Genomic DNA, 20501 nt, shown 5'->3' with positions numbered 1-20501 from the left:
CGATCAGGCACCCTCAGGGGCAGCGAACCGGCCAATACGCCCTTGTCGATGCCGGCAAACCCGCCATCCAGACCATGCCGACGCCGTCATCACCGTTCAAAGGCGTTCTTCGAGGTGTCCAACTGCGCTCAAGGGGCGACCGAAGGTGGACGAATTGATGAGGAAGCTGGCTTCGTACTGCGACAACATGTCGGCGCGAATGCTCTCGTGGTGCACCGGCGCACCGGCGCGCCGATCGCGGCAAGCCCCTCGTTCAGCATGATCTGCGTTACGCCCGTCAGGGCTGCAGCATCGGGCCATATGATGGCGATGATGGCATTGCCATCATGGAAGCCGACATTCCAGATCGTTACCTCGCTGATATGGACGTCAAGGCATCAGCGAGAAACGCGTGGGGGCGGATCATGCTCGATAGGTGGCGTCGCCGTCACCATTACATGCTCAACTGCACGGCCTGCGAAGATATTGACGCGCAGGGTGGTATCAGGTCCCGCCTCCGTCGCCGCGCGGACGAACCCGGTTATCCTCTGCCGATCGAGCGGGCGCCCGAACAAGGCGATATTGGCTGCCTTAAGTCGATCGAGATGATGTCGGAATCCTAGCACCATCCTGCCGCGCACCTGCATGATCGTGATATGGCCGTGGTTGATCGACACGGCCGGGAGTAGGGCCTCGACCGTCGCGACACGACCGTTGACCAGGCAGAATGGAGGGCGTCAGGGGCGGTCATAAGGCCTGCGGATCACGGTCATGCCCTCCGTCGCGGGCAGGCTTTAGAAGATCAGCTTGCCGCCCACGATCGCGAGGGTCCCGGCAAGAATGGCGCGTGAAACCCCGTCGGGCACCCGAGTCGAGACCAGGCTGCCCACGATGATCCCCGGCACGGATCCGATCAGCAGCGACAGCAGGAGCCCGAAATCGACCGAGCCCATTGCCCAGTGACCCATGCCGGCGATCAGCGTCAACGGCACGGCATGGGCGATGTCGGAGCCGACGAGCCGATTGATCGGCAGCTTCGGATACAGCACCAGCAGCGCCGTCATGCCGAGCGCACCCGCGCCAACCGACGACAGCGACACGAGTACGCCGAGGATCAGGCCGAGCAGGATCGTCAGCCGCATGATCCGGCGATCCGACATCGCCTCCATCGTCTCGGCGTAATAAGCGAGGATCTGGCGGCGAAAGGCCATGGCGATCGCCGTCGCGATCAGCGCCAGGCCAAGCGTCATCGTGATGACGTGCTGAGTCCCGTCGAATTTGGCGCCGGCATAGGCAAGCGCGATCAGGGTTGCCAGGCTCGCCGGCACGCTGCCCATGGCGAGGCGCCGCACCACTTTCCAGTCGACCGTGCCGCTGAAGCCGTGCACCGCCGTGCCCACCGTCTTGGTCGCCGATGCATAGAGCAGGTCGGTCCCGACCGCGGTGACGGGATGGAAGCCGAAGGCGAGGACGAGCAGCGGCGTCATCAGGGACCCGCCGCCCACGCCGGTAAGACCGACAAGAGCCCCGACCGCGACGCCGGCGATCGAATAGAGCGGGTTGATCTCGACCATCATCGGCGCACTCGTCAGTTGCCGGCGTTTGAACCCCGCCGAACCGGATGCTCGCCAGTTCGCCCGTTCACCTGGCCTTATGCAAGAGCCTCGTCGCAAACCGCGGGCGGCGCGAGGAAGTTTTTCTCGTGCCGAGTATCATCAAGCTGTTGAACGGCGCCTGACGCGACCGGCCGATGCACGATAAGACCGATCCGGAGCCGCAATCGCATGGCGCGGAACGTTTCCGATTGTATAGACAGCCGCATGAAAGATCTTGCTGAAGCGGATGCGATGGCAGCCACTGACGAACGGACGCGGGACGCGGCCGGGCACGCCGCCAGGCAGGGGCGCAGGGCACAAAATGGCGACCCGCCGCGCTATGTCGAGATCAAGCAGTCAATCGTCGGAGCGCTCAGGTCGGGCGCGCTGAAGCCCGGTGATCGGGTGCCGTCCGAGGCAGAACTGGTCTCGCGCTTCGGCGTATCGCGGATGACCGCCAACCGGGCGCTGCGCGAGCTGAGCAATGCCGGGGTCGTCGTCCGCCGCGCGGGCGCCGGATCGTTCATCGCCGAGCCGCGACCGATCGGGCAGATGATCGAGATCCGCAACATCGCCGACGAGGTGCGCGCCAGGGGGCGTGCCTATCGCGCGCGCGTGATCGACAATATCGCGATCCGGGCCGACCAGCGGTCGGCGGCGTTGCTTGAGGTTGCCGTCGGCACCAGGCTTTTCCGGTCCGTGATCGTCCATCACGAGGCCGAATTCCCGATCCAGCTCGAGGAGCGTTTCGTGCTGGCCGCGGCAGCGCCCGACTATGGGGCGATGGATTTCCATGAGACCACGCCGAACGAATATCTCACCCGCGTCGCGCCGCTCGAGCGGGTGGAGCACCGGGTGCGGGCCGCCATGCCGGATTCGGGCACCCGCCTGCTGCTGGGTATCGACGAGGGCGAGCCGGTGCTGGTGATGACCCGCCGGACATGGAGCCGCGGAAGACTCGTTTCGCATGCGGTACTGACTCATCCCGGCAGGAGCTTCGAGCTTTCCGCGGCTTTCTCGGTCGATACCGGCTGATTCAGCCTTGGGCTGGACGGCGGCGCCGGCGAAGCCATTTGAAGTCGGTTTTGCGGAAGCTTTTGAAGAGCAGATAGAAGCCGGTGCCTGACAACCACAGCACGCCGAACGCAACGACGATGATCAGCGGGTGGTTGAAGCTCGCCCGGTTCGCATAGTCCATGTTGTGCAGCATCCAGAAGAAGTCCCATGTCCGCCAGCTATCGCCGCGGGTCACGAGATGCCGTCCGGTCACCGCCGAGACATAGGCGCTTGAATGCTCCGGATCGTCCAGGTTCACCCGCCACATCGCGCCCTTGTGCTCGCGCGATTCAAGGTTCGGCCTGGCGAGCGCCTCGACGCTCGCGACCGGGGCATTGGAGGTCATCTCCGCGACGGCGATCGCCGTCGCGCGATCGATATTGACCGGTGCGCCGGTCGTCGCGTCGGCCAGGCGAATGCCCGATGCCTCGCGGATTTCATAGACGGGCCGCCCGCCCAGGTCGCGCAGGACGAGGCCGGAGATCGGCTGTCCGGCACTCAGGCGGGCAGGGTCGATATAGGGGCCGGCGGCAAGGGCATGGCCGTGTCCGCCGCCACCGCCATGGCCGCCGACCGAATCGGCGGGGAGCAGCGCCATGATCGCGCCGCTCAGCGTCCACAGCACGAACTGAAGGCCGAGCGCCAGGCCGACCCATTTATGGATCCGGCGGAACAGCAGGGGCGAGAGGCGGAGGCGCTTCATGAACTGGCCTTCTTCTTCTTGCGGCGCGGAAACGACCAGATCAGGAGCCACGCGCCGCTGATCGCCATGGCGAAGGCGCTCCACGTGGCGACGCGCAGGAGCGGGTTGTTGACGTCGGTGCGGTCCTGATAGTCCATGATATGGAGCATCCAGGCGATGTCGAAGGCGCGCCAGAGCAGATGGCGCTTCGCAAGCAGATCACCGGTCACGGGGGAGATGTACAGGGTCGGCCTGTTCCAGCCCTCGAACTCGACCTGCCAGTAAGGCGGCTTGCGCGATCCCATTTCGCGCGGCGCCGTCGTCAGCAGCGATGTCGAGACGATATCGCCTTCGCCCGCATAATAGGAACGGGCGCGGCTGCGTGCTTCCGCTTCCGAAATCGGGGGAAGCGGCTGCCCGGTCCCCGCGTCGAAGACGCTGGTGCCGTGCGGCCCTTCGGCACGCCAGACCGGGCGGCCGAGCCGCCGCTGCAGGCTCAGTTCGGACGTGCCGGGCTGTGCCGCCAGGATGCGCGACGGCGGCACGGCCCCGGCCAGGTCGACCGGTGCGGCCGTGACCGGCCGCACCAGATGGTCGCCATGGATCGTGTCGATATGGACGGCCACCATGTAGAAGCCGGTGGCCGTCCACAGCACCACCTGCAGCCCGACCAGCAGGGCGAGCCATTTGTGCGTGCGCCTGACGACGAGCGGCCAGCGGATCTTCGTCACCGGGCCGCTCAGAACGAGTGCCGGAACCCGACGTAGAATCTGCGGCGCAGCAGATCATAGGTCATGGTGTCGGTGTTCCCGTCGGTGAAGCTCGCGATATAGGGCGCCTTGCGATCGAACAGATTGTCGATGCCGAGCTGGAAGCGGGTCTTGGCGGCGATCTCGAAGGCAAGCTGCGCATTGTGGTAGAAGACGTTCGGCGCGCGATAGCCGATCGCGCCGGGCGCCGCGTTGAAATCGGTCGCCTTGCCGATCCACTGGGTCGACCAGGTCAGGCTGATAAAATCCTTCTTCGCGGTGACCACGCCGTAACCGCGCCACTTCGGATAGCCGCCATTGCCGCCCCCGATATGCCCGTCGAAGATGATCGGCGCGCCGCCGGGGAACGGCTCGACGACATATTGGTCGAGATAGGTCGCGTTGAGGTCAACCGAGAGATCCACCGGGCCAAGGCTGTGGCTGTAGACCAGCCCCAGGTCGAGACCGCTCATCCGCTCGCGGCCCGTATTGATCGGCTGGGCGGTAAGCGTGGTCACCTCGCCGGTCAGCGTGCTCCGGGTGAAGTCGCGGCAGAACGGGCTCGAGAGATTGGCGCTGGCATAGCATACCGCCAGCTTGGTCGAGCCGGGGATTGCACGGATCGCGCCGGTGATCTCGATGTCGAACCAGTCGGCGGTGAGCGTCAGGCCGGGCACGATCCCGCGCGGCTGTACGACGGTACCGATCGTCCAGCTCTTCGAGCTTTCCGCCTTGAGGTTCTTGTTGCCGCCGACGGTCGTCAGGATCGTGGTGCCGAGCTGGACATAATTGGCGGGCACGCCCGACGCGCGGCAATTGGCGACGAGCGTCGCATTGGTGCTGGTCGAATAGCGGCTGCACGGGTCGCTGGTGGTGAGGTTCCCTTCGGACACGCCGCCGAACAGCTCTGGCACGTTCGGCACGCGGAAGCCGGTGCCATAGGTGCCGCGCAGACGAACGCCGTCAGTGATCATCCAGTCGGCGCCGGCCTTGTAGTTCCAGTCGCTGCCGAACAGGTCGTAATTGGAATAGCGGACCGCGCCGTCGAGGGTCAGCGCCCTGAAGAAGGGCGTGTTGGCGAGGACCGGCACCGACAGCTCGAGATAGGCTTCCTTGGCGGTGGTCGATCCGGAGATGGGTGATTGCTGGTTGGTGTTGGCGACGCCGGCGACGGTCAGCGGATCGGGATTCCGCCAGCCCTTCTCGCGGCGATAGACCACGCCCGCCGCGAAGGAGACCGCGCCGGCGGGAAGCCGGAACAGGTCGCCGTTCAGGTCGGCGGTAAAGGAGGCGAGCTCGTTGCCGCCGCGATCGGTCGAGGTGAACAGGATATAGTTCAGCGCCTGCGGCGTCAGATCGCCGAAGCCGAGATAATCGGCGCACGGGATCGCCGCACCGGGAACGACGCTGCACTTGGTCGTGTCGATGCTGTTGCGGACTTTCTCGAGGTTGGCGACGTTGGTCGATCCGTCGATCGCGGTGTTGCGGCCATAGGCACCGGCCACTTCCCACGCCCAGCCATTGGCGAATTTCCCGCGGAAACCGATCGTGCCCTGCCACGTGTCCGTCTTCTGGAAGAACTGGCGCGGCCCGGGCTCGGCGAGCCTGCGCTGGATCAGCACGATATCCTGGCCGGTCGGGTTGGTGGGGTTGGTTGCCGAGATGGCCAGGTTGCGCAGCGTGCCCGGCGTGGCGATCTGGGTCGATTTGCGGTGCGTGTAGAGGAATTCGCCGAACGCCTGGATTCCGTCGGTCAGCCGGTAGTCGCCGAAGAACGCGGTACTGATCCGCTCGATCGGGCTGACCGCGTTGAGGAACGGGTTCGAATTGAAATTATGCTTGGCGGCATTGTACGGCTCGTAGAAATTGCCGTTGCCGCCCGGGACCTGGTTGAAGTTGATCTGCTGGCCGTTGGGCAGCACGGCCCGTCCGCCGACCGTCGAGGCGCTGTTGACGCAGCTCAGCGAGCCCTTGGTCACCTCGGACAGGGAGCAGGGTGCGCGGCTCGCCATGTTGACTGCCTCGGTCTTCTGGTAGGTCGCCGCGGCTAGGAAGCCGCCCCGGTCGCCGCGCACGCCCCACAGGCCGTCGATCGTCACGTCGCCGCCGTCGCCGCGCCCGGTGATGCCGCTCCGCGCGCTGATCCCGAACCCGTTATAGTCGGTGCGGGTGACGAGGTTGACCACGCCCGCCATCGCATCGGCACCATAGATCGCCGACGCGCCGTCCTTGAGCACGTCGGTGCGCGCCAGGGCGACGACCGGGATCATGTTGAGGTCGGGCGAGGAGTTCGCGCCGGTGCCGCCGGCGACGAGGCGCCGGTTGTTGAGGAGCACCAGCGTGCGCTTGATGCCAAGGCCGCGCAGGTTGACCTGCGCGGTGCCATAGCCGTTGCCGGTCCAATAGGCCGATGTCTGGTTGCCGGCGAAACCGGCATTGGCCGGCAGCCGCTGCAGCAGCGATTCGATGTTGACGATGCCGGTATTCTCGATCTGCTCGGCGGAGACGACGGTCGCGGGGCCGACCCCGGCAATGTCCTGGCGGCGGATCCGGCTGCCGGTGACGACCACGTCGATCTCATCCGGCGCCTCGGCTTCCGGCTGGGTCTGCCCGGCCGGCTCGACCTGCGCCCATGCGTGAGGTGATACAGCCGTCAACATCGTTGCGGCCAGTAATGCGCTCGCAGTCTTCATGTCGTGCCCCCGTTTATCTCGTTGATCCCTGACCCCTAGGAAACATCAATTGTATATACAGGTCAATGAAAAAAATATAATTGAAACAATAGCTTAGTTTTGTTCTGTTGATGTATTGCCCCATGATGATACGCATTGTCGGGCACTACCCCTCATGCATCCCGCGATATTCTTGGGCGGCGGGAATGGGCTGGCGGCATGTCGCGGGCGCCGCAGCACCGGCCGCCGCCGGGAATCCGGCCCGTCTGTTTTGAGTCGTCGCCCTTGACCCGGGCGATGCTATCGCCCGGCCGGATCACCCTATCCGGTGGGTTTCCGCATCGACGGCGCGCCAGCCGACCGCGGGCGGAAATCCTCGATCCTGATGCCGAGGCGGGCGACCTTGTCGTAGAAGGTCTTGCGCGGAATGCCGAGCAGCGGGAGGGCGGCCGCGACGCTGCCGCCGGTCGCGCGCAATGCTTCCTCGATCGCGCCCGCCTCGAACTGGTTGACCCGTGCCGGCAGGCTCGGGCGCGCGCCGGCCGGGCCTGCGGGGGGCGGCTCCGCCAGGCCGAGCACCGCGCCGAACGCGAAGTTGCGCAACTCGCGGACATTACCCGGCCAGTCATGCGCGCGCAGGTGGCCCCGCACATTGTCGGTAAGCAGGAAGTCGGCAATGCCCGCCTGTTGCTTGGCTTCCTCGACGAAGCTGGCGAACAGCGTGGCGATATCCTCGCCGCGCTCGCGCAACGGGGGCACGCGCAGCCGCACCAGGGTCAATCGATAATAGAGGTCGGGGCGGAATCTGCCCTCGGTCGCGGCGCGCGCGAGATCGGTCTTGGTCGTCGCGATCACGCGGAGGTCTACGCCGCGCGGCCGCGTGTCGCCGATCGGCTGGACCTCGCGCTCCTCGAGCACGCGGAGCAACCGCGCCTGGAGGGGAAGGGCCATGCTGTCGATCTCGTCGAGCAACAGGGTGCCGCCGCTCGAAGCCTCGATCTGCCCGATCCGCGCCAGCCGCGTATGCGGCACGCTGTCGGCCGCGTGGCCGAACAGCTCCACCTCGGCGAGCGTCTCGGGCAGGGCGCCGCAATTCACCGCGATAAACGGCCTGCCGCGCCGCGCGCCAAGCCGGTGAAGCAGCAGGGCGGCAAGCTCCTTGCCGGTGCCGGTCTCGCCTTCGACCAGTACGTCGATATCGGCGAGCGCGAGCTGGCGGATCGTGCCGCGCAACTGAACCATCGCCGGGCTGTCGCCGATCAGCGGGCCGGTTTCGTCGACCGCGGCGGCAGCGGCGCGCAGGCGGCGATTGTCGATCACCAGCAGCCTCTTCTCCAGCGCCTTCTGGGCAGCGGCGACAAGATGGTCGGTCGCGAACGGCTTGGTCAGGAAATCGAACGCGCCGTCCCGCAGGGCGCCGACCGCCATGGCGACATCGGCATGGCCGGTGATCAGGATGACGGGAATGTCGGGGTCGATCGCTCGGACTCGTTCAAGCAGTTGCAGCCCGTCGATCCCCGGCATGCGGATGTCGGAGATGATGATGCCGGCAAAGTCCGGCCGAATCTCGGGCAGCGCGTCGGTCGCGCTGGCGAAGGGGCGCACGCTGAGCCCGGCAAGCTCGAGCGTCTGGATCGTCGCCGCGCGCAGGACGGCATCGTCTTCGACGAAGAAGATGTTCTGCTCGGTCGGAAACAGCATCAGGCGCGCTTCAGCTTCAGGAGGAAGGCAGCACCGTCGCGCGCCGAAGTGCCGATTTCGAGCTCGCCGCCAAATTCGCGGGCGATGTCGCGCGCGATGGCGAGGCCAAGGCCAAGCCCTTCCGGCTTGGCCGAGACGAACGGCGCGAACAACTGGTCGGCGATCGCCGGATCGACGCCCCGGCCATTGTCGCCGACCGTCACGGTCACGTCATTGCCCGATGCGGCCGCCGCGATCAGGATGCGGGGCCGGGCAACGCCCTCGACCGCGTCGAGCGCATTCTGCAGCAGATTGACGACGATCTGCTCAAGCCGCACCCGGTCGCCCGCGACCCGCGTGTCGCGCATGACGGGCGGGAGATCGACCGTGACGATTTCCCGCGCGCGCTCGCCGAGGATCAGCAGCGCGCCGTCGACCACTGATCCCAGCCCGATGGCGCCGCGCGCCGGGGTCCTCCGCCGGGCGAAGGTGCGCAGTTCGGCGGTGATCGATCCGATCCGCGCGGTCAGATCGATGATCTGCGTCAGGTTGCCGCGCACCGGCCCGATCTGGTCGCGATCCAGGAACGTCTCGGCATTTTCAGCGAAGGTGCGGATCGCGGCGACCGGCTGGTTGATCTCGTGCGCGACGCCGGCGGTGATCTGGCCCAGCGAGCCGAGCCGGTTGGCCTGGGCCAGTTCCTCCCGCGCCGCGCGGAAACGGCGTTCCGCCTCGATTCGCTCGCGCGATTCGATGGTGAGCTGGCGGTTGGTCTCGCTCAGCTCGGCGGTGCGGCGGGCGACCTCCTGCTCGAGCGCTGCCTGTGCCTCGCGCTGGAGGTGCCGTTTTTCGCGCGCGCGCCAGGCCAGGCCGGCGATCGCGCCGAGGATAATCAGGATGGCCAGGCCCCAGAGTCGTACCCTGGTTGTCGCCGCGCCGAGCGGGGCGGCCAGCGGTTCGAGATGGATCAGCCGGGATCCGGTCAGTGGTACTGGCAGCGCCGCAACGCGATACTGTGCGGTGCCCCCTGCCACGGGAGCCGTGGCCGATCCGCCCGACAGGATGATCGGCGCGGCGCGGGGCGGTCCGCTGCCGAACTGGAGCGTCGCCCGCGCCTGCGCCAGCGTCGCCGCGTCGAGCGGGTGGGTGGTGCGGAAACGCCAGTCGGGCACGCTGGTGATCAGGATCACGCCGTGCGCGTCAGTGACGAAGCTTGGCCCCGCCGCGCGCGCCCAGGTCGCCTCAAGCCGATCGAACTCCACCTTGACCACCACCGTGCCCGCGGCGCGGCCGTCGACCTCGAGCCGTCGGGCGAGGAACAGGCCGGGACGGCCGCTGATCGTGCCCAGCGCGAACAGTTCGGAGGCGCCCCGCGCCATCGCGTCGCGGAAATAGGGGCGGAAGCTGTAATTCTGCCCGACGAAGCTGGTCGGCAGCCGCCAGTTGCTCGCCGCGACCGTGCGCCCGTCGGCGTCGATGACGTAGATCACGGCGGCATCGGTTCGGTCGGCGAGGAGTTCGAGCGTCCGGTTGAGCCGGGCGACAGCGGCGGGCGCATGCGTCGCGAGCGCGGTGGAGACGTCGGGGTATTCGACCAGCACCAGCGGCAGCAGCCGGAATTTCTGCAACTCGCTGGCGAGCAGCCCGGCATGGTTCCGCGCGGTCTGGCTGGCCGTGGTGTCGGCGGCGGCGTCCGCCTGTGCCTGTGCCCAGCGTGTGCCCGCCCAGGCTAGCGCGGCACCGGTGGCCAGCAGCAGCAACGCTGCCGCGATCAGCCGGATTCTGATAGGGCTTGGTCGACTAGCCATCATGGGCGGCATACCACACAAATGCACTTTGTCATGTGTGGAAATGCGCACAAAATATTTCGTCCACTCATTGTCCGATGCCCATTTAGCCACGGTTTACCAGATACTTGCCTGGAAATATCGAAACTTCTCCTGTCGGCCTTCTGGAGCCGTATCTTCACACCCAGCCGCTCACCAGAAAGCGGCCGACCAGCGCGTCCGTGCGCCGAGAGGGACTGAATGACGATCACCGTCGCCACCGCAACCGACCAGCCTGCCGTCAGCGTACCGCTTTGGCGGCACCTTTATGTACAGGTGCTCGTCGCGATCATCGCCGGCGTCACGCTCGGCCATTTCTGGCCCGCCTGGGGCGCGGCGATGAAGCCGCTCGGGGACGGATTCATCAATCTGGTGAAGATGGTGATCGCCCCGGTGATCTTCCTGTCGGTGGTCAGCGGCATCGCCGGGATGCGCCAGCTTTCCTCGGTCGGCCGCGTGGCGGCCAAAGCCTTCGCCTATTTCCTCGTCTTCTCCACCCTGGCGCTGATCGTCGGCCTGATCGTCGCCAATGTCGTTCAGCCGGGCGCGGGGATGAATGTCGATCCTGCGTCGCTCGATCAGGGGGCGGTCGCCACCTATACCCACAAGGCGCACGAGACGACGATCACCGGCTTCCTGATGTCGATCATCCCGACGACGATGGTTTCCGCGCTGACTGACGGCTCGATCCTGCAGACATTGTTCGTCGCGATCCTGTTCGGCATCGCCATGTCGCTGGTCGGCAAGCCGGCCGAGCCGGTGCTTCACATGATCGAGCGGCTGGCGCTGGTCGTGTTCCGGCTGGTCGGCATCCTGATGCGCGCGGCACCGGTCGGCGCGTTCGGCGCGATGGCCTTCACCATCGGCAAATACGGTGTCGGGTCGCTGGTCAATCTCGGCGCGCTGGTCGCGACCTTCTATTTTACCTCGCTGTTCTTCGTGCTGGTCGTGCTCGGCGCGGTGGCGCGGGTCCATGGCTTCTCGATCGTCCGTCTGATCGTCTATCTGCGCGCCGAGCTTCTGCTCGTGCTCGGCACCTCCTCGTCGGAGGCGGCGCTGCCCAGCCTGATCGGCAAGATGGAGGCGGCCGGCTGCGACAAGGGCGTGGTCGGGCTGGTCGTGCCGACCGGCTATTCGTTCAATCTCGACGGCACCAATATCTACATGACGCTCGCGGCGCTGTTCATCGCTCAGGCGACCGGCGTCGATCTGTCGCTGTGGCAGCAGATCACCCTGTTGCTCGTCGCGATGCTCAGCTCGAAGGGGGCGGCCGGGGTGACCGGCGCCGGCTTCATCACCCTGGCGGCGACTCTGTCGATCGTGCCCAGCGTGCCGGTCGCCGGCATGGCGCTGATCCTCGGCGTCGACCGGTTCATGTCGGAATGCCGCAGCCTGACCAATTTCATCGGCAACGCGGTGGCGACCGTGGTGGTCGCGCGCTGGGAAGGCGCGCTCGATCGCACCCGGCTCGACGCAGCGCTCGCCGGCCATCCACTACCGCTCGAAACGGTGATCGCACCGGACGTCACAACGGCGCCGGCAGAATGACAAATGGGGAGAGAGACGATGAACCTTGCAATCCGATCGGCGGTGCTGCTCGCCGGTAGCGCTTTCGCGGCACTCGCGACGGCGAGCGCCTGGGCGCAGGAAGCGCCCGCTGCATCGCCGCAGGATGCCGCCGCGCCCGACGAGTCAGCCGAGCTTGCCAAGGACATCGTCGTCGTCGGGTCGCAGATCCGCGGCTCGAGCGTCACCGCCGCGCTCCCCGTCACCGTGATCGACGCGAAGCAGATCGACGCGACCGGCGCGCTTACCGGCGACGACCTGATCCGCGCTATCCCGCAGATGGGCGACGTCACCTTCAACCCGTCGAACAACCCGCAGACCAGCAACGCGGCGCGGGGCGACGTGAATTCGATCAACCTGCGCAACCTCGGCGTCGGCAATACGCTGGTGCTGCTCAACGGCCGCCGCCTCGTCTCGCATCCGGTGAGCCAGGCCGGCGAGGGCAATGTCCCCGTTCTCGGCTTCAACTCCAACTCGCTGCCGGTCGCCGGGATCGAGCGGCTCGAGGTGCTGCGCGACGGCGCGGCGGCGATCTACGGCGCCGATGCGGTGGCGGGCGTGGTCAACACCGTGACCAAGAGCGATTATAAGGGCGTCTCGATCGACGGGCGCTTCGGCTTCGCCGAGGGCACGCATCGCAAGGAATATCAGATCACCGGTTTCGCCGGCACCGATTTCGCCCAGGGCCGCGGCAACGTGTCGCTCTATCTCGATTATACCCGGCGCACCGCGCAGCTTTCCGGGGACGAGGCCTATACCGCGACCAACGATCTGCGCCCGCTCTTCGCGAATAATTCCGCTTTTGCCGCCAACGCGAATCCGGACGGCCGCGCGACCCAGTCGCCCTGGGCGAACCTCGCGGTCGTCGGCGGCCCCGGCACGATCCGGCGTGGGACGACAGCGCTCACCAGTTCGACCGGTCTCTTCCATTCCCAGTCGGCGCTCGATCCGGGCTGCGTCTATACGATCAGCACTGATACCTGTTTCGGTACCGGCACGCGGGCCACCAGCACGACGCTGCGCAACGAACGCTTCGACAACGCGGTCGACACCACCGTCTCGCCGCGGATCAGCCGGTTCAACAGCTTCCTGAGCGCGCATTACGACGTCTCCGACTCGCTCACGCTCTACACGGAGCTCGGCTATTACCGGGCGCAGAGCCACGCCATCCAGCCGCCGACGATCAACCTCAACGCGATCGTCGTCCCGGCGAGCAATTACTGGAATCCGTTCGGCGCGGCGGTCTTCGCCAACGGCACGGTCAATCCCAACCGAATCCCCGGGCTGACCAACGTGCCCGCCGCCGGCCTGCCGGTGCGCCTGTCGACCTATCGCTTCGTCGATACCGGTCCGCAATATGTCGATGTGACCAATTCCCAGTCGCGCTTCCTGGCCGGGGCCAGGGGCAAGATCGGCAGCTTCGATTTCGACACCGCGTTCCTCTATTCCGAAGCCATTGCGACCGATCTGTCGGACGCGATCAACATGACCAGGCTTCAGCAGAGCCTCGCGCTCTCGACGCCGGATGCGTATAATCCCTTCAGCGGCGGCTGCTCGGCCAACCCGAGTGTCGGCGATTGCTCGCCCTCGTCGAGGGCGGCGATCGATGCGATCCGCTTCAAGCTGCGCCGGCACGACAAGACCACGCTGGCGCTGGGCGACTTCAAGGTCTCGAACGGCCATCTCTTCGCCTTGCCCGGCGGCGATGTCGGCATCGCCGCGGGCGTCGAGGGTCGCCGCGAGACTCAGCGCGACGATCGCGACCCGAACCTCGACGGGTCGATCCAGTTCGTCGATGCCGTGACCGGGGAGGTCTCGATCAGCAATGTCGCGGCGGTCAGCCCGACGCCGTCGACCCGGGGCGATCGCTTCGTCGCCTCCGCCTTTGGCGAGCTCGCGGTGCCGCTGGTCTCGCCGGACATGAACATCCCGCTCGTCCGCCGCCTCGATCTCCAGCTTGCCGGCCGGTACGAGCATTACAGCGATTTCGGGTCGGTCGCGAAGCCGAAGGTCGCCGCCGCCTGGGATATCATCGACGGCCTGCGCCTGCGCGGTTCCTGGTCGCAGGGCTTCCGCGCGCCGAACCTCGAACAGACGAAGACAGTACAATATTCGCGGCTCAGCTCGAGCAGCGTGATCAACCAGGATTTCTATCGCTGCGAAGCTGATGTGCGCAAAGCGACCATCGCCAATTTCAACACCTGCACGCGCAACATCAGCTACACCATCCTGATCAGCGGCAATCCCGACCTGAAGCCCGAGGACAGCACCAACTGGACGGTCGGCGCGGTGATCGAACCGAAGTTCATTCCACGGCGCTTCGGCCGGCTGACCTTGACGGCTGATTTCTGGTCGATCCACCAGGTCGGCATCGTCGGCCAGTTCGGCGCGCAGAATGCGCTGGTCCTGGATTATCTCCTGCGCCTGCAGGGATCGAGCAATCCCAATGTCATCCGTGCCGCGGTGACGCCGGACGACACGGCGGTGTTCGCCGGATCGGGTCTCGCACCGGCCGGGGCGATCCTCCAGATCAAGGACCAGTTCACCAACCTGCTGCCGCAGACAGTGCAGGGGGTCGATCTCGCCCTGCTCTACCGCATCGACCATACCGGGATCGGCGATTTCGATCTCAACATCAACGCGGCGCGGCTGACCAGATATGCCCGCGAGAATCCGTCGCTGGTGCAGACGCTGTTCGATGCGCGTGCCGCGGGCACGATCAACGCGGCGACCCCGCTGACGGACGGCAGCGACCTGATCGAGGTCCGGGGCAAGCCGAAATGGCGGGTCACCGGATCGTTGACCTGGACTCTCGGCCAGGTGCAGCTCGGCGGGTTCGCCAACTACACCAGCGACGTCAACGACACCAATTTCCTGGATTCGTCGGGCAACCCCTATGTCATCCATGGCCAGACGATCTTCAACCTTTATGCGCAATATCGCTTCAAGGGCGGCGCGCTGAACGATACGCGGATCCGGGTCGGCGCGCGCAACCTGTTCGACAAGCAGCCGCCGATCACCGCTGACGGCTATTTCGGGTCGCTCTACAACCCCTATGGCCGCTACTGGTACGTATCGGTCGGCAAGAAGTTCTGAGGAAAAGACGCATGAGGATGGGCAAGATCGGTTTCCTGGTGGCAGCGTCGCTTGCGGCGTTGGCGCCCGTCGCCGCCGTCGCCAGGGCGCAGGTGCAGGCCCCACCGGTGGCGCGGGCGGCGGCGAAGACCATCCTGTTCGTCGGCAACAGCTTTACCCAGGGCGCGCATTCGGCGGTTCGGCGCTACCGCACCGACACGGTCACCGATCTCACCGGTGACGGTACCGGGGGTGTGCCAGCGATCTTCAAGCTGATGGCTCAGCAGGCCGGGCTCTCCTACGAGGTCAGCCTCGAGACTCAGGGCGGCAAGGGGCTGGATTTCCATTACGAGACGAGACGTGCCCTGCTCGACCGCAAATGGGATGTGGTCGTGTTGCAGGATTTCAGTACGCTCGATCGCGCCAGGCCGGGCGATCCGGGGCTCCTGCTGCGCTATTCGGGCCTGTTCGCGACCATGTTCCGCCAGCGCAATCCCGCCGTGCGCATCGAGCTGAACTCGACCTGGTCGCGCGCCGACGAGACCTATCTGCCCAAGGGCCATTGGTACGGCAAGCCGATCACCGCGATGGCGCTCGACCTGCGCGCCGGGGCGAATCTGGCGCTGGCGAACCGCTCGGTCGACGGGATCATCGCGGTGGGCGAGGCCTGGAACCGGGCCTTCGCCGAGAAGGTCGCCGATCCCAATCCCTATGACGGGATCGATTTCGGCAAGCTCGATCTGTGGACCTACGACCAGTATCACGGGAGCGTCGCCGGCTATTATCTCGAAGCCCTGATGATCTTCGGCAAGGTGACCGGGCGTGACCCTCGGATGCTCGGGGCGAAGGAAAGGGCGGCGGACGATCTCGGCCTGTCGGAAGGGCAGGCGGTCGCGCTCCAGAATGTGGCCTTCAGGCAGATCGAGGCGGAGAAGACCCCGCGCTGAGATCGTGGCTCAGCTTGCGGCGCGCGCTGCCAGCTTGCGCTGCACCGACCGGGCGGTACCGACCAGCCGGGACATCACCAGGTCGTCGATCCCGGCATAGCCAAGCCCGAGATGGTCGGGCCGCACCGCGACGGCGTCGCCCAGGTCGAGCTGGCCGGTGCGCAGTCCGATCCGCCCGATCCGTGCCCAGCGGCGCGCGGTCTCCCAGCGGATCAGGCTTCGGCTGTTCGGGTCGGGGCGGTGAGTCGCGAGGAAATCGTCCTGCAGGGTGACCAGTGCGTCGCCGAGACGACGGAAAGTCGCGCGGTCGGGAACCGGGCGCTGCCCCATGACGTGCCGGACCACCAGGTCGGCGGTCGCCCTGGCATCGTCGCCGAACAGGCCGGCATAGACCTCGGTCAGCACATCGGTCGCCCGGCCGGTCATCGCATCGATATGGCGCTGCGAGGCACCGCCGGTGTGGCGGCGATAGGTCACCAGTTCCTCGTCGAGCCGGGCGATCGCGCCCAGCCTGCCGATCCGGTGATAAAGGTCGTAATCCTCGGCGAAGACCATGTCGGGCCGGGTGAATGGATCGAGTTTCCGTGCCGCGTCGCCGCGGATCATCACTGACGACCAGACCAGCGGATTCTCGATCCGCAACAGCCATTCGACGAGCGCCGGCGTGGTGACGGGGGCGAGCGATCCCGGCAGCACCACGCCATTTTCCAGGATCGATGCGGCGGTGCCGACCAGCACGGTCCCGGGATTCGCCTCGAGATAGGCGACCTGCTTGGCGAAACGCTGCGGATGGCAGAGGTCGTCATGGTCCAGCGCCGCGATATAGCGCCCGCGCGCCTCGGCGAATCCGCGGTTGCGGGAGGCGACCACGCCCTGGTTCTTCTCCGCCGCGATCAGCCGGATGCGGGAATCGTCGAAGCCGCGAATCACCGCGATGGTGTCGTCGGTCGAGCAATCGTCGACGATGATCACCTCGAAATCCCCGAAGCTTTGTGCCTTCAGCGTTTCGAGCGTCTCCACGATCAGGCCGGCGCCATTATAGGCTGCCATGACGACACTGATCGCGGGGCTGGTCATGCGACAGCCCTTTCGGCGGTGTCGAGCACCTGGTTGACGATCATCAGCCCGACATCGTTCTGCCACTGCCACAGGCCGTTGGCCTGTCCGCGAAAGCTCGTCTCGCCGCCCAGCGTGCCCCAGGGCACGAATCCCGCCGCGAGGCCGATGCCGTAAAGCCCGGCGATCGGGGCGCCATGCGCGTCGCAGACGCGGCAATGGCGATCGACCATCGGCGCACCGCTCTGCGCGGCGAGCGGGATCGGGACGCCGCTCGCGTCGGTGACCGGCAGGGCGCGCGGGCGATAGCCGAGCGCGGCGATCACCAGGTCGGCCTCCGCCAGATGAGCGCGCGCCGCCACGTCGTCGTCGCCGGTGACCTGGTGGATCGCGACGCGCGGATCGGGTGCGCGGCCGTCGACCTGAAGCATGCGCAGCACCAGTTCGCGGGCCTCGAGCCGGAAGCCGGCAAGGCGATAGACGAAGCCGCTGACCGGGCAGATGTCGTCCGGGCCGAAATCGGTGAAGCCCTCGGCATGCGCCGCCTCGACTGAATGGTAGAAGGGCCTCAGGGGACGGCGATGCAGCAGCGTGACCCCGCCCGCGCCGAACGGCAACGCCGGCCTGCTCTTGAGCAGCAGCACGATCGTCGCGAGCGCGCTGGTCGATCCGCCGATCACCGCGATGCGCGGGGTACGTTTGCCTGAAAGGAGGTCGCCGAGCTTGTCCATGCCGCCCTCGGCCAGGACCTCGTCCGACTGGATCAGCCGGTCGCCGACTTCGGAAACAAGCGAGACGCCGGCGACCTGTTGCGCGGCGAGGCGGTCGAGCGGCTGGTGGCCGCCCGTCGCGATCACCACCGAGCTCGAAAGCCGTTCAACCGTCGTCCCGTCGGAAAGGCGGCGCAGCGCCGTCCGCCACAGGCCCTCGCGCGTACGGGCGGTGCCGATCACCTCGTGCCCGGTCAGGACCGATCCGCCATTGGCGGTGACGATGCCCGCGAGCCGGTCGCCGGTGGCGCGGACCAGCCGGCCCGCCTCGACGAGTGGCACGCCGTCGGCCCCGTCATGCTTCGCCACCGCGCGGCCGATCGGGCCGTTGGCGATCGCCGCGATCTCCGGGTGCACATTGTCCTTCACCGCGCTCAGGAAGGTCGTGGCGGTGCTGTCGGAATTGATCGCATAGCGCCCGATCCGGCCGACGCCGATCGCGTTCTCGCGCTCGACCACGACCAGCCCCGATTGCGCCAGTTGCGGCAACAGGCCCTGCTTGGTCGCGGCGGTGAGCAGCGCGGTGCCGGCGGGGCCCCCGCCGACCAGCAGCATCGACGCGATCGGCATGGCGGCCGCCGCGCGGGCATGGGCGCGGGGTGCTGACAGGCTGTTGAAGACCTGGGCGATGGTCTCCGCATCGGCCGGCGTCATCGCATCGGTAACCGGCAACGACAGCAGGCGCGCTGAAATCGAATCGGCGACGGGCGTCGGCTCGATCGTCGCCACCGAGCGGAACAGGGGCTGCTCGCCCAGATGCGGGCTGAAATAGCGTCCGCAGCCGATGCCCGCCTTGGCAAGGCCGGCAGTGATCGATTCGCGACGCCCGATCTGCTCCTCGGGCAGCACCACCGGCATGAACTGGCTCGCCCGGCGGCGGCCGGAAACGCGCTGGAAGGTCATGCCCGTCAGCGATGCCTTGTAGGCATCCTCGATCGCAGCGCGATTGTCGCAGATCGAATCTATCTCGGTCAGCTTCGCCCTCGCCATGATGGCCAGGACCTCCGGCAATTTCGCGTTGATGCCCGGCACGGTGGCGCTGCGCCCGCTTTCGAACCCGAAATTGATCATCGCGCGGAGCGCTTCGACCTGCCTGACGTCGCCTGAATGGACCAAGCCGCCCTCGGCCACCGCGAAGGTCTTGGTGGCGTGCATCGAATAGACCACGGCGAACGGCGCATCGGCGCCGAAGCCGAGGCCGCAATCGTCGATCGTGCCGAGCGAGGCGGCCGCGTCAACCACCACGCCGATTCCGTGACGGCGTTGCAACCAGGCATAGCGATCCAGGTCGATCGCGTTGCCGAAGGTCGCATAAGGCACGATCACGCCGATCCGGTCGCCATAGTGACGCAGGAGCCGTTCCTCGGCGGCCGGGCAGGCGCCCCAGTCCTCCGGGTCGATATCGCAGATCAGCGGCGTCAGCCCGGCCCACAGCGCGGCCTGCGCGGTCGCGGCGAAGGTCAGCGCCGGCATCAGTGCGAACCGCCCGGGCGCACCGGCGCCGGCCGCCTCGCGGATCGCCACGATCAGGCCAAGCGTCGCATTCGCGACGGCGAGGGTCGCGCCATGGCCGCCGAACAGATGCTCGTTGGCCTCGGCCTCGAACGCGCGGACCTCGGGGCCGTTGTTGCTGAACACGCCCGATTGCTCGACCCGCTTCAACGCGTCGAGATGTTCGCTGAGGCGCGGCGGTTTGGGGGCGATGAGCGGGAAGCGATGCATTGAATAGACGGCCTGTCCACTTGGGGTCGAACCGCGCATCTATGGCCCCGCACCAGCTAAAAAGCCGTTACACCCGATTGCGGGCTTCCCCGTGGCGGGCCTAGTCTCGATCGGGTAGCAGCAAGGACGGGCGGATGACGGCACGGCAGGACCCGCGTTTCGAGACGATCCGGCTGGAGACCGGCGAGGACGGCATCGCCACGATCACGCTCGACCGGCCCGACAAGCTCAACGCGTTCAACCGGGCGATGCTCTACGATCTGCTCGCTGCATTCGACGCGACCGACGCCGACGATGCCGTTCGCGCGGTGATCGTCACCGGCAGCGGCCGGGCCTTTTGCGCCGGCGCCGACCTGTCGGAAGGCGGCGCGACCTTCGATTATGAAAAGCGCGGCGGCCGCTGGGCCGATGGCGATTCACCGGTGAACGAGGATGGCAGCGTCGACTGGTCGAATCCGGCGGTGCGCGATGGCGGCGGCATCCTGTCGCTCCGCATCTTCGACTCGCGCAAGCCGGTGATCGGCGCGATCAATGGCCCGGCGGTCGGCGTCGGTGCGACCATGACCCTGCCGATGGATTTCCGCCTCGCCGGCGATACGGCGCGCTTCGGCTTCGTCTTCGCCCGGCGCGGGATCGTGCCCGAGGCGACCTCGACCTGGTTCCTGCCCCGGCTTGTCGGCATCGGGCAGGCGCTGGAATGGTGCTACTCGGCCCGTCTGTTCGATGCGGCGGAGGCATTGCGCGGCGGGCTGGTCCGTGGCGTCCACGCGCCCGATGACCTGCTGTCCGCCGCCCGCGCCCTTGCCCGCACGCTGACCGGGGAGAGCGCGCCGGTCTCCATATCGGTCATGCGCCGGATGCTCTGGACCGGGCTCGGCGCGACTCATCCGATGGAGGCGCACCGCCTGGAAAGCCGGGTCATGTGGCTGCGCGGTGCCAGCGCCGATGCGCGCGAGGGCGTCGGGTCGTTCCTCGAAAAGCGACCCGCTGCCTTTCCCGATCGCGTGTCCAAGGCATGGGGCGATTTCGCTGACTGGTTCGAAGGGCCACGTTACCGCTGAGCATCCTATAGCTTTTCGACATCCCTCTCGTGATTCGATGTTATTCGGGACCTTGACAGGGCCCC

14 protein-coding genes are annotated in these 20501 nt (G+C 66.9%); 6 read left to right on the top strand and 8 right to left on the bottom strand.

All coding sequences use genetic code 11. The features are described 5' to 3' along the window. The first annotated feature begins 326 nt into the window (after positions 1-326). Positions 327-602, top strand: a complete 276-nt coding sequence (locus NDN01_RS17650) for a hypothetical protein (protein WP_272623052.1) — start codon at positions 327-329, stop codon at positions 600-602. A gap of 171 nt (positions 603-773) precedes the next feature. Here NDN01_RS17650 and NDN01_RS17645 read toward each other — a convergent pair whose 3' ends face one another. Continuing rightward, positions 774-1553, bottom strand: coding sequence for a sulfite exporter TauE/SafE family protein (locus NDN01_RS17645; protein ID WP_272628290.1), 780 nt, complete (start codon positions 1551-1553; stop codon positions 774-776). A 246-nt stretch (positions 1554-1799) separates the two neighbouring features. Between NDN01_RS17645 and hutC the strand changes: the two genes are divergently transcribed. Beyond that, a complete protein-coding gene (gene hutC / locus NDN01_RS17640; protein ID WP_272623051.1) occupies positions 1800-2609 on the top strand; it encodes a histidine utilization repressor in 810 nt (269 codons plus the stop codon). Between the two features lies 1 nt (position 2610). Here hutC and NDN01_RS17635 read toward each other — a convergent pair whose 3' ends face one another. From NDN01_RS17635 to NDN01_RS17615, 5 genes are all read right to left on the bottom strand, one after another. Continuing rightward, on the bottom strand, positions 2611-3333 hold the full coding sequence (locus NDN01_RS17635) for a PepSY domain-containing protein (protein ID WP_272623050.1): 723 nt from the start codon (positions 3331-3333) through the stop codon (positions 2611-2613). Then, positions 3330-4043: a PepSY domain-containing protein gene (locus tag NDN01_RS17630; protein ID WP_272623049.1), complete on the bottom strand. Its 714-nt coding sequence runs from the start codon at positions 4041-4043 to the stop codon at positions 3330-3332. The genes NDN01_RS17635 and NDN01_RS17630 overlap by 4 nt, the downstream gene beginning before the upstream one ends. Positions 4044-4051: 8 nt before the next feature. Next, entirely contained in the window at positions 4052-6754 is a 2703-nt protein-coding gene (locus tag NDN01_RS17625) for a TonB-dependent receptor domain-containing protein (protein ID WP_272623048.1), read from the bottom strand. A 300-nt stretch (positions 6755-7054) separates the two neighbouring features. Continuing rightward, positions 7055-8434, bottom strand: coding sequence for a sigma-54-dependent transcriptional regulator (locus NDN01_RS17620; RefSeq protein WP_272623047.1), 1380 nt, complete (start codon positions 8432-8434; stop codon positions 7055-7057). Continuing rightward, complete coding sequence (locus NDN01_RS17615; RefSeq protein ID WP_272623046.1) at positions 8434-10224, bottom strand: sensor histidine kinase; 1791 nt, start codon at positions 10222-10224, stop codon at positions 8434-8436. Before NDN01_RS17615 ends, NDN01_RS17620 begins: the two co-directional genes overlap by 1 nt. 216 nt (positions 10225-10440) lie before the next feature. Between NDN01_RS17615 and NDN01_RS17610 the strand changes: the two genes are divergently transcribed. The 3 genes from NDN01_RS17610 to NDN01_RS17600 are packed head-to-tail and all read left to right on the top strand — an operon-like array spanning position 10441 to position 15827. Further along, complete coding sequence (locus tag NDN01_RS17610; RefSeq protein ID WP_272623045.1) at positions 10441-11787, top strand: dicarboxylate/amino acid:cation symporter; 1347 nt, start codon at positions 10441-10443, stop codon at positions 11785-11787. Positions 11788-11805: 18 nt separating this feature from the next. Then, positions 11806-14901, top strand: a complete 3096-nt coding sequence (locus NDN01_RS17605; protein ID WP_272623044.1) for a TonB-dependent receptor domain-containing protein — start codon at positions 11806-11808, stop codon at positions 14899-14901. 11 nt (positions 14902-14912) lie between these two features. Then, positions 14913-15827, top strand: coding sequence for a DUF4886 domain-containing protein (locus NDN01_RS17600; protein WP_336298306.1), 915 nt, complete (start codon positions 14913-14915; stop codon positions 15825-15827). Positions 15828-15836: 9 nt separating this feature from the next. Here NDN01_RS17600 and NDN01_RS17595 read toward each other — a convergent pair whose 3' ends face one another. Together NDN01_RS17595 and NDN01_RS17590 are read right to left on the bottom strand one after the other, a co-directional pair. Beyond that, entirely contained in the window at positions 15837-16904 is a 1068-nt protein-coding gene (locus NDN01_RS17595) for a glycosyltransferase family 2 protein (protein ID WP_272623043.1), read from the bottom strand. Further along, the gene (locus NDN01_RS17590) at positions 16901-19375 is read right to left on the bottom strand and encodes a DegT/DnrJ/EryC1/StrS family aminotransferase (protein ID WP_272628288.1); all 2475 of its coding nucleotides are present in this window, start codon (positions 19373-19375) and stop codon (positions 16901-16903) included. The genes NDN01_RS17595 and NDN01_RS17590 overlap by 4 nt, the downstream gene beginning before the upstream one ends. A gap of 134 nt (positions 19376-19509) precedes the next feature. Here NDN01_RS17590 and NDN01_RS17585 point away from each other — a divergent pair, with 134 nt between their 5' ends. Beyond that, a complete protein-coding gene (locus NDN01_RS17585; protein WP_272623042.1) occupies positions 19510-20436 on the top strand; it encodes a crotonase/enoyl-CoA hydratase family protein in 927 nt (308 codons plus the stop codon). Positions 20437-20501: the final 65 nt, after the last annotated feature.

The sequence above is a fragment of the Sphingomonas sp. QA11 genome (assembly GCF_028473665.1).
GTDB lineage: Bacteria > Pseudomonadota > Alphaproteobacteria > Sphingomonadales > Sphingomonadaceae > Sphingomonas > Sphingomonas phytovorans.
Note: the sequence above shows the minus strand (reverse complement) of the source record. Positions and strands in the feature narration are given on the sequence as shown.

Excerpts from the sequence above, each read along its gene's own strand:
- NDN01_RS17650 (WP_272623052.1), top strand. The coding sequence starts at position 327 with ATGGAAGCCGACATTCCAGATCGTTACCTCGCTGATATGGACGTCAAG.
- NDN01_RS17645 (WP_272628290.1), bottom strand. The coding sequence starts at position 1,553 with ATGGTCGAGATCAACCCGCTCTATTCGATCGCCGGCGTCGCGGTCGGG.
- hutC (WP_272623051.1), top strand. The coding sequence starts at position 1,800 with ATGAAAGATCTTGCTGAAGCGGATGCGATGGCAGCCACTGACGAACGG.
- NDN01_RS17635 (WP_272623050.1), bottom strand. The coding sequence starts at position 3,333 with ATGAAGCGCCTCCGCCTCTCGCCCCTGCTGTTCCGCCGGATCCATAAA.
- NDN01_RS17625 (WP_272623048.1), bottom strand. The coding sequence starts at position 6,754 with ATGAAGACTGCGAGCGCATTACTGGCCGCAACGATGTTGACGGCTGTA.
- NDN01_RS17620 (WP_272623047.1), bottom strand. The coding sequence starts at position 8,434 with ATGCTGTTTCCGACCGAGCAGAACATCTTCTTCGTCGAAGACGATGCC.
- NDN01_RS17615 (WP_272623046.1), bottom strand. The coding sequence starts at position 10,224 with ATGATGGCTAGTCGACCAAGCCCTATCAGAATCCGGCTGATCGCGGCA.
- NDN01_RS17610 (WP_272623045.1), top strand. The coding sequence starts at position 10,441 with ATGACGATCACCGTCGCCACCGCAACCGACCAGCCTGCCGTCAGCGTA.
- NDN01_RS17605 (WP_272623044.1), top strand. The coding sequence starts at position 11,806 with ATGAACCTTGCAATCCGATCGGCGGTGCTGCTCGCCGGTAGCGCTTTC.
- NDN01_RS17600 (WP_336298306.1), top strand. The coding sequence starts at position 14,913 with ATGAGGATGGGCAAGATCGGTTTCCTGGTGGCAGCGTCGCTTGCGGCG.
- NDN01_RS17595 (WP_272623043.1), bottom strand. The coding sequence starts at position 16,904 with ATGACCAGCCCCGCGATCAGTGTCGTCATGGCAGCCTATAATGGCGCC.
- NDN01_RS17590 (WP_272628288.1), bottom strand. The coding sequence starts at position 19,375 with ATGCATCGCTTCCCGCTCATCGCCCCCAAACCGCCGCGCCTCAGCGAA.
- NDN01_RS17585 (WP_272623042.1), top strand. The coding sequence starts at position 19,510 with ATGACGGCACGGCAGGACCCGCGTTTCGAGACGATCCGGCTGGAGACC.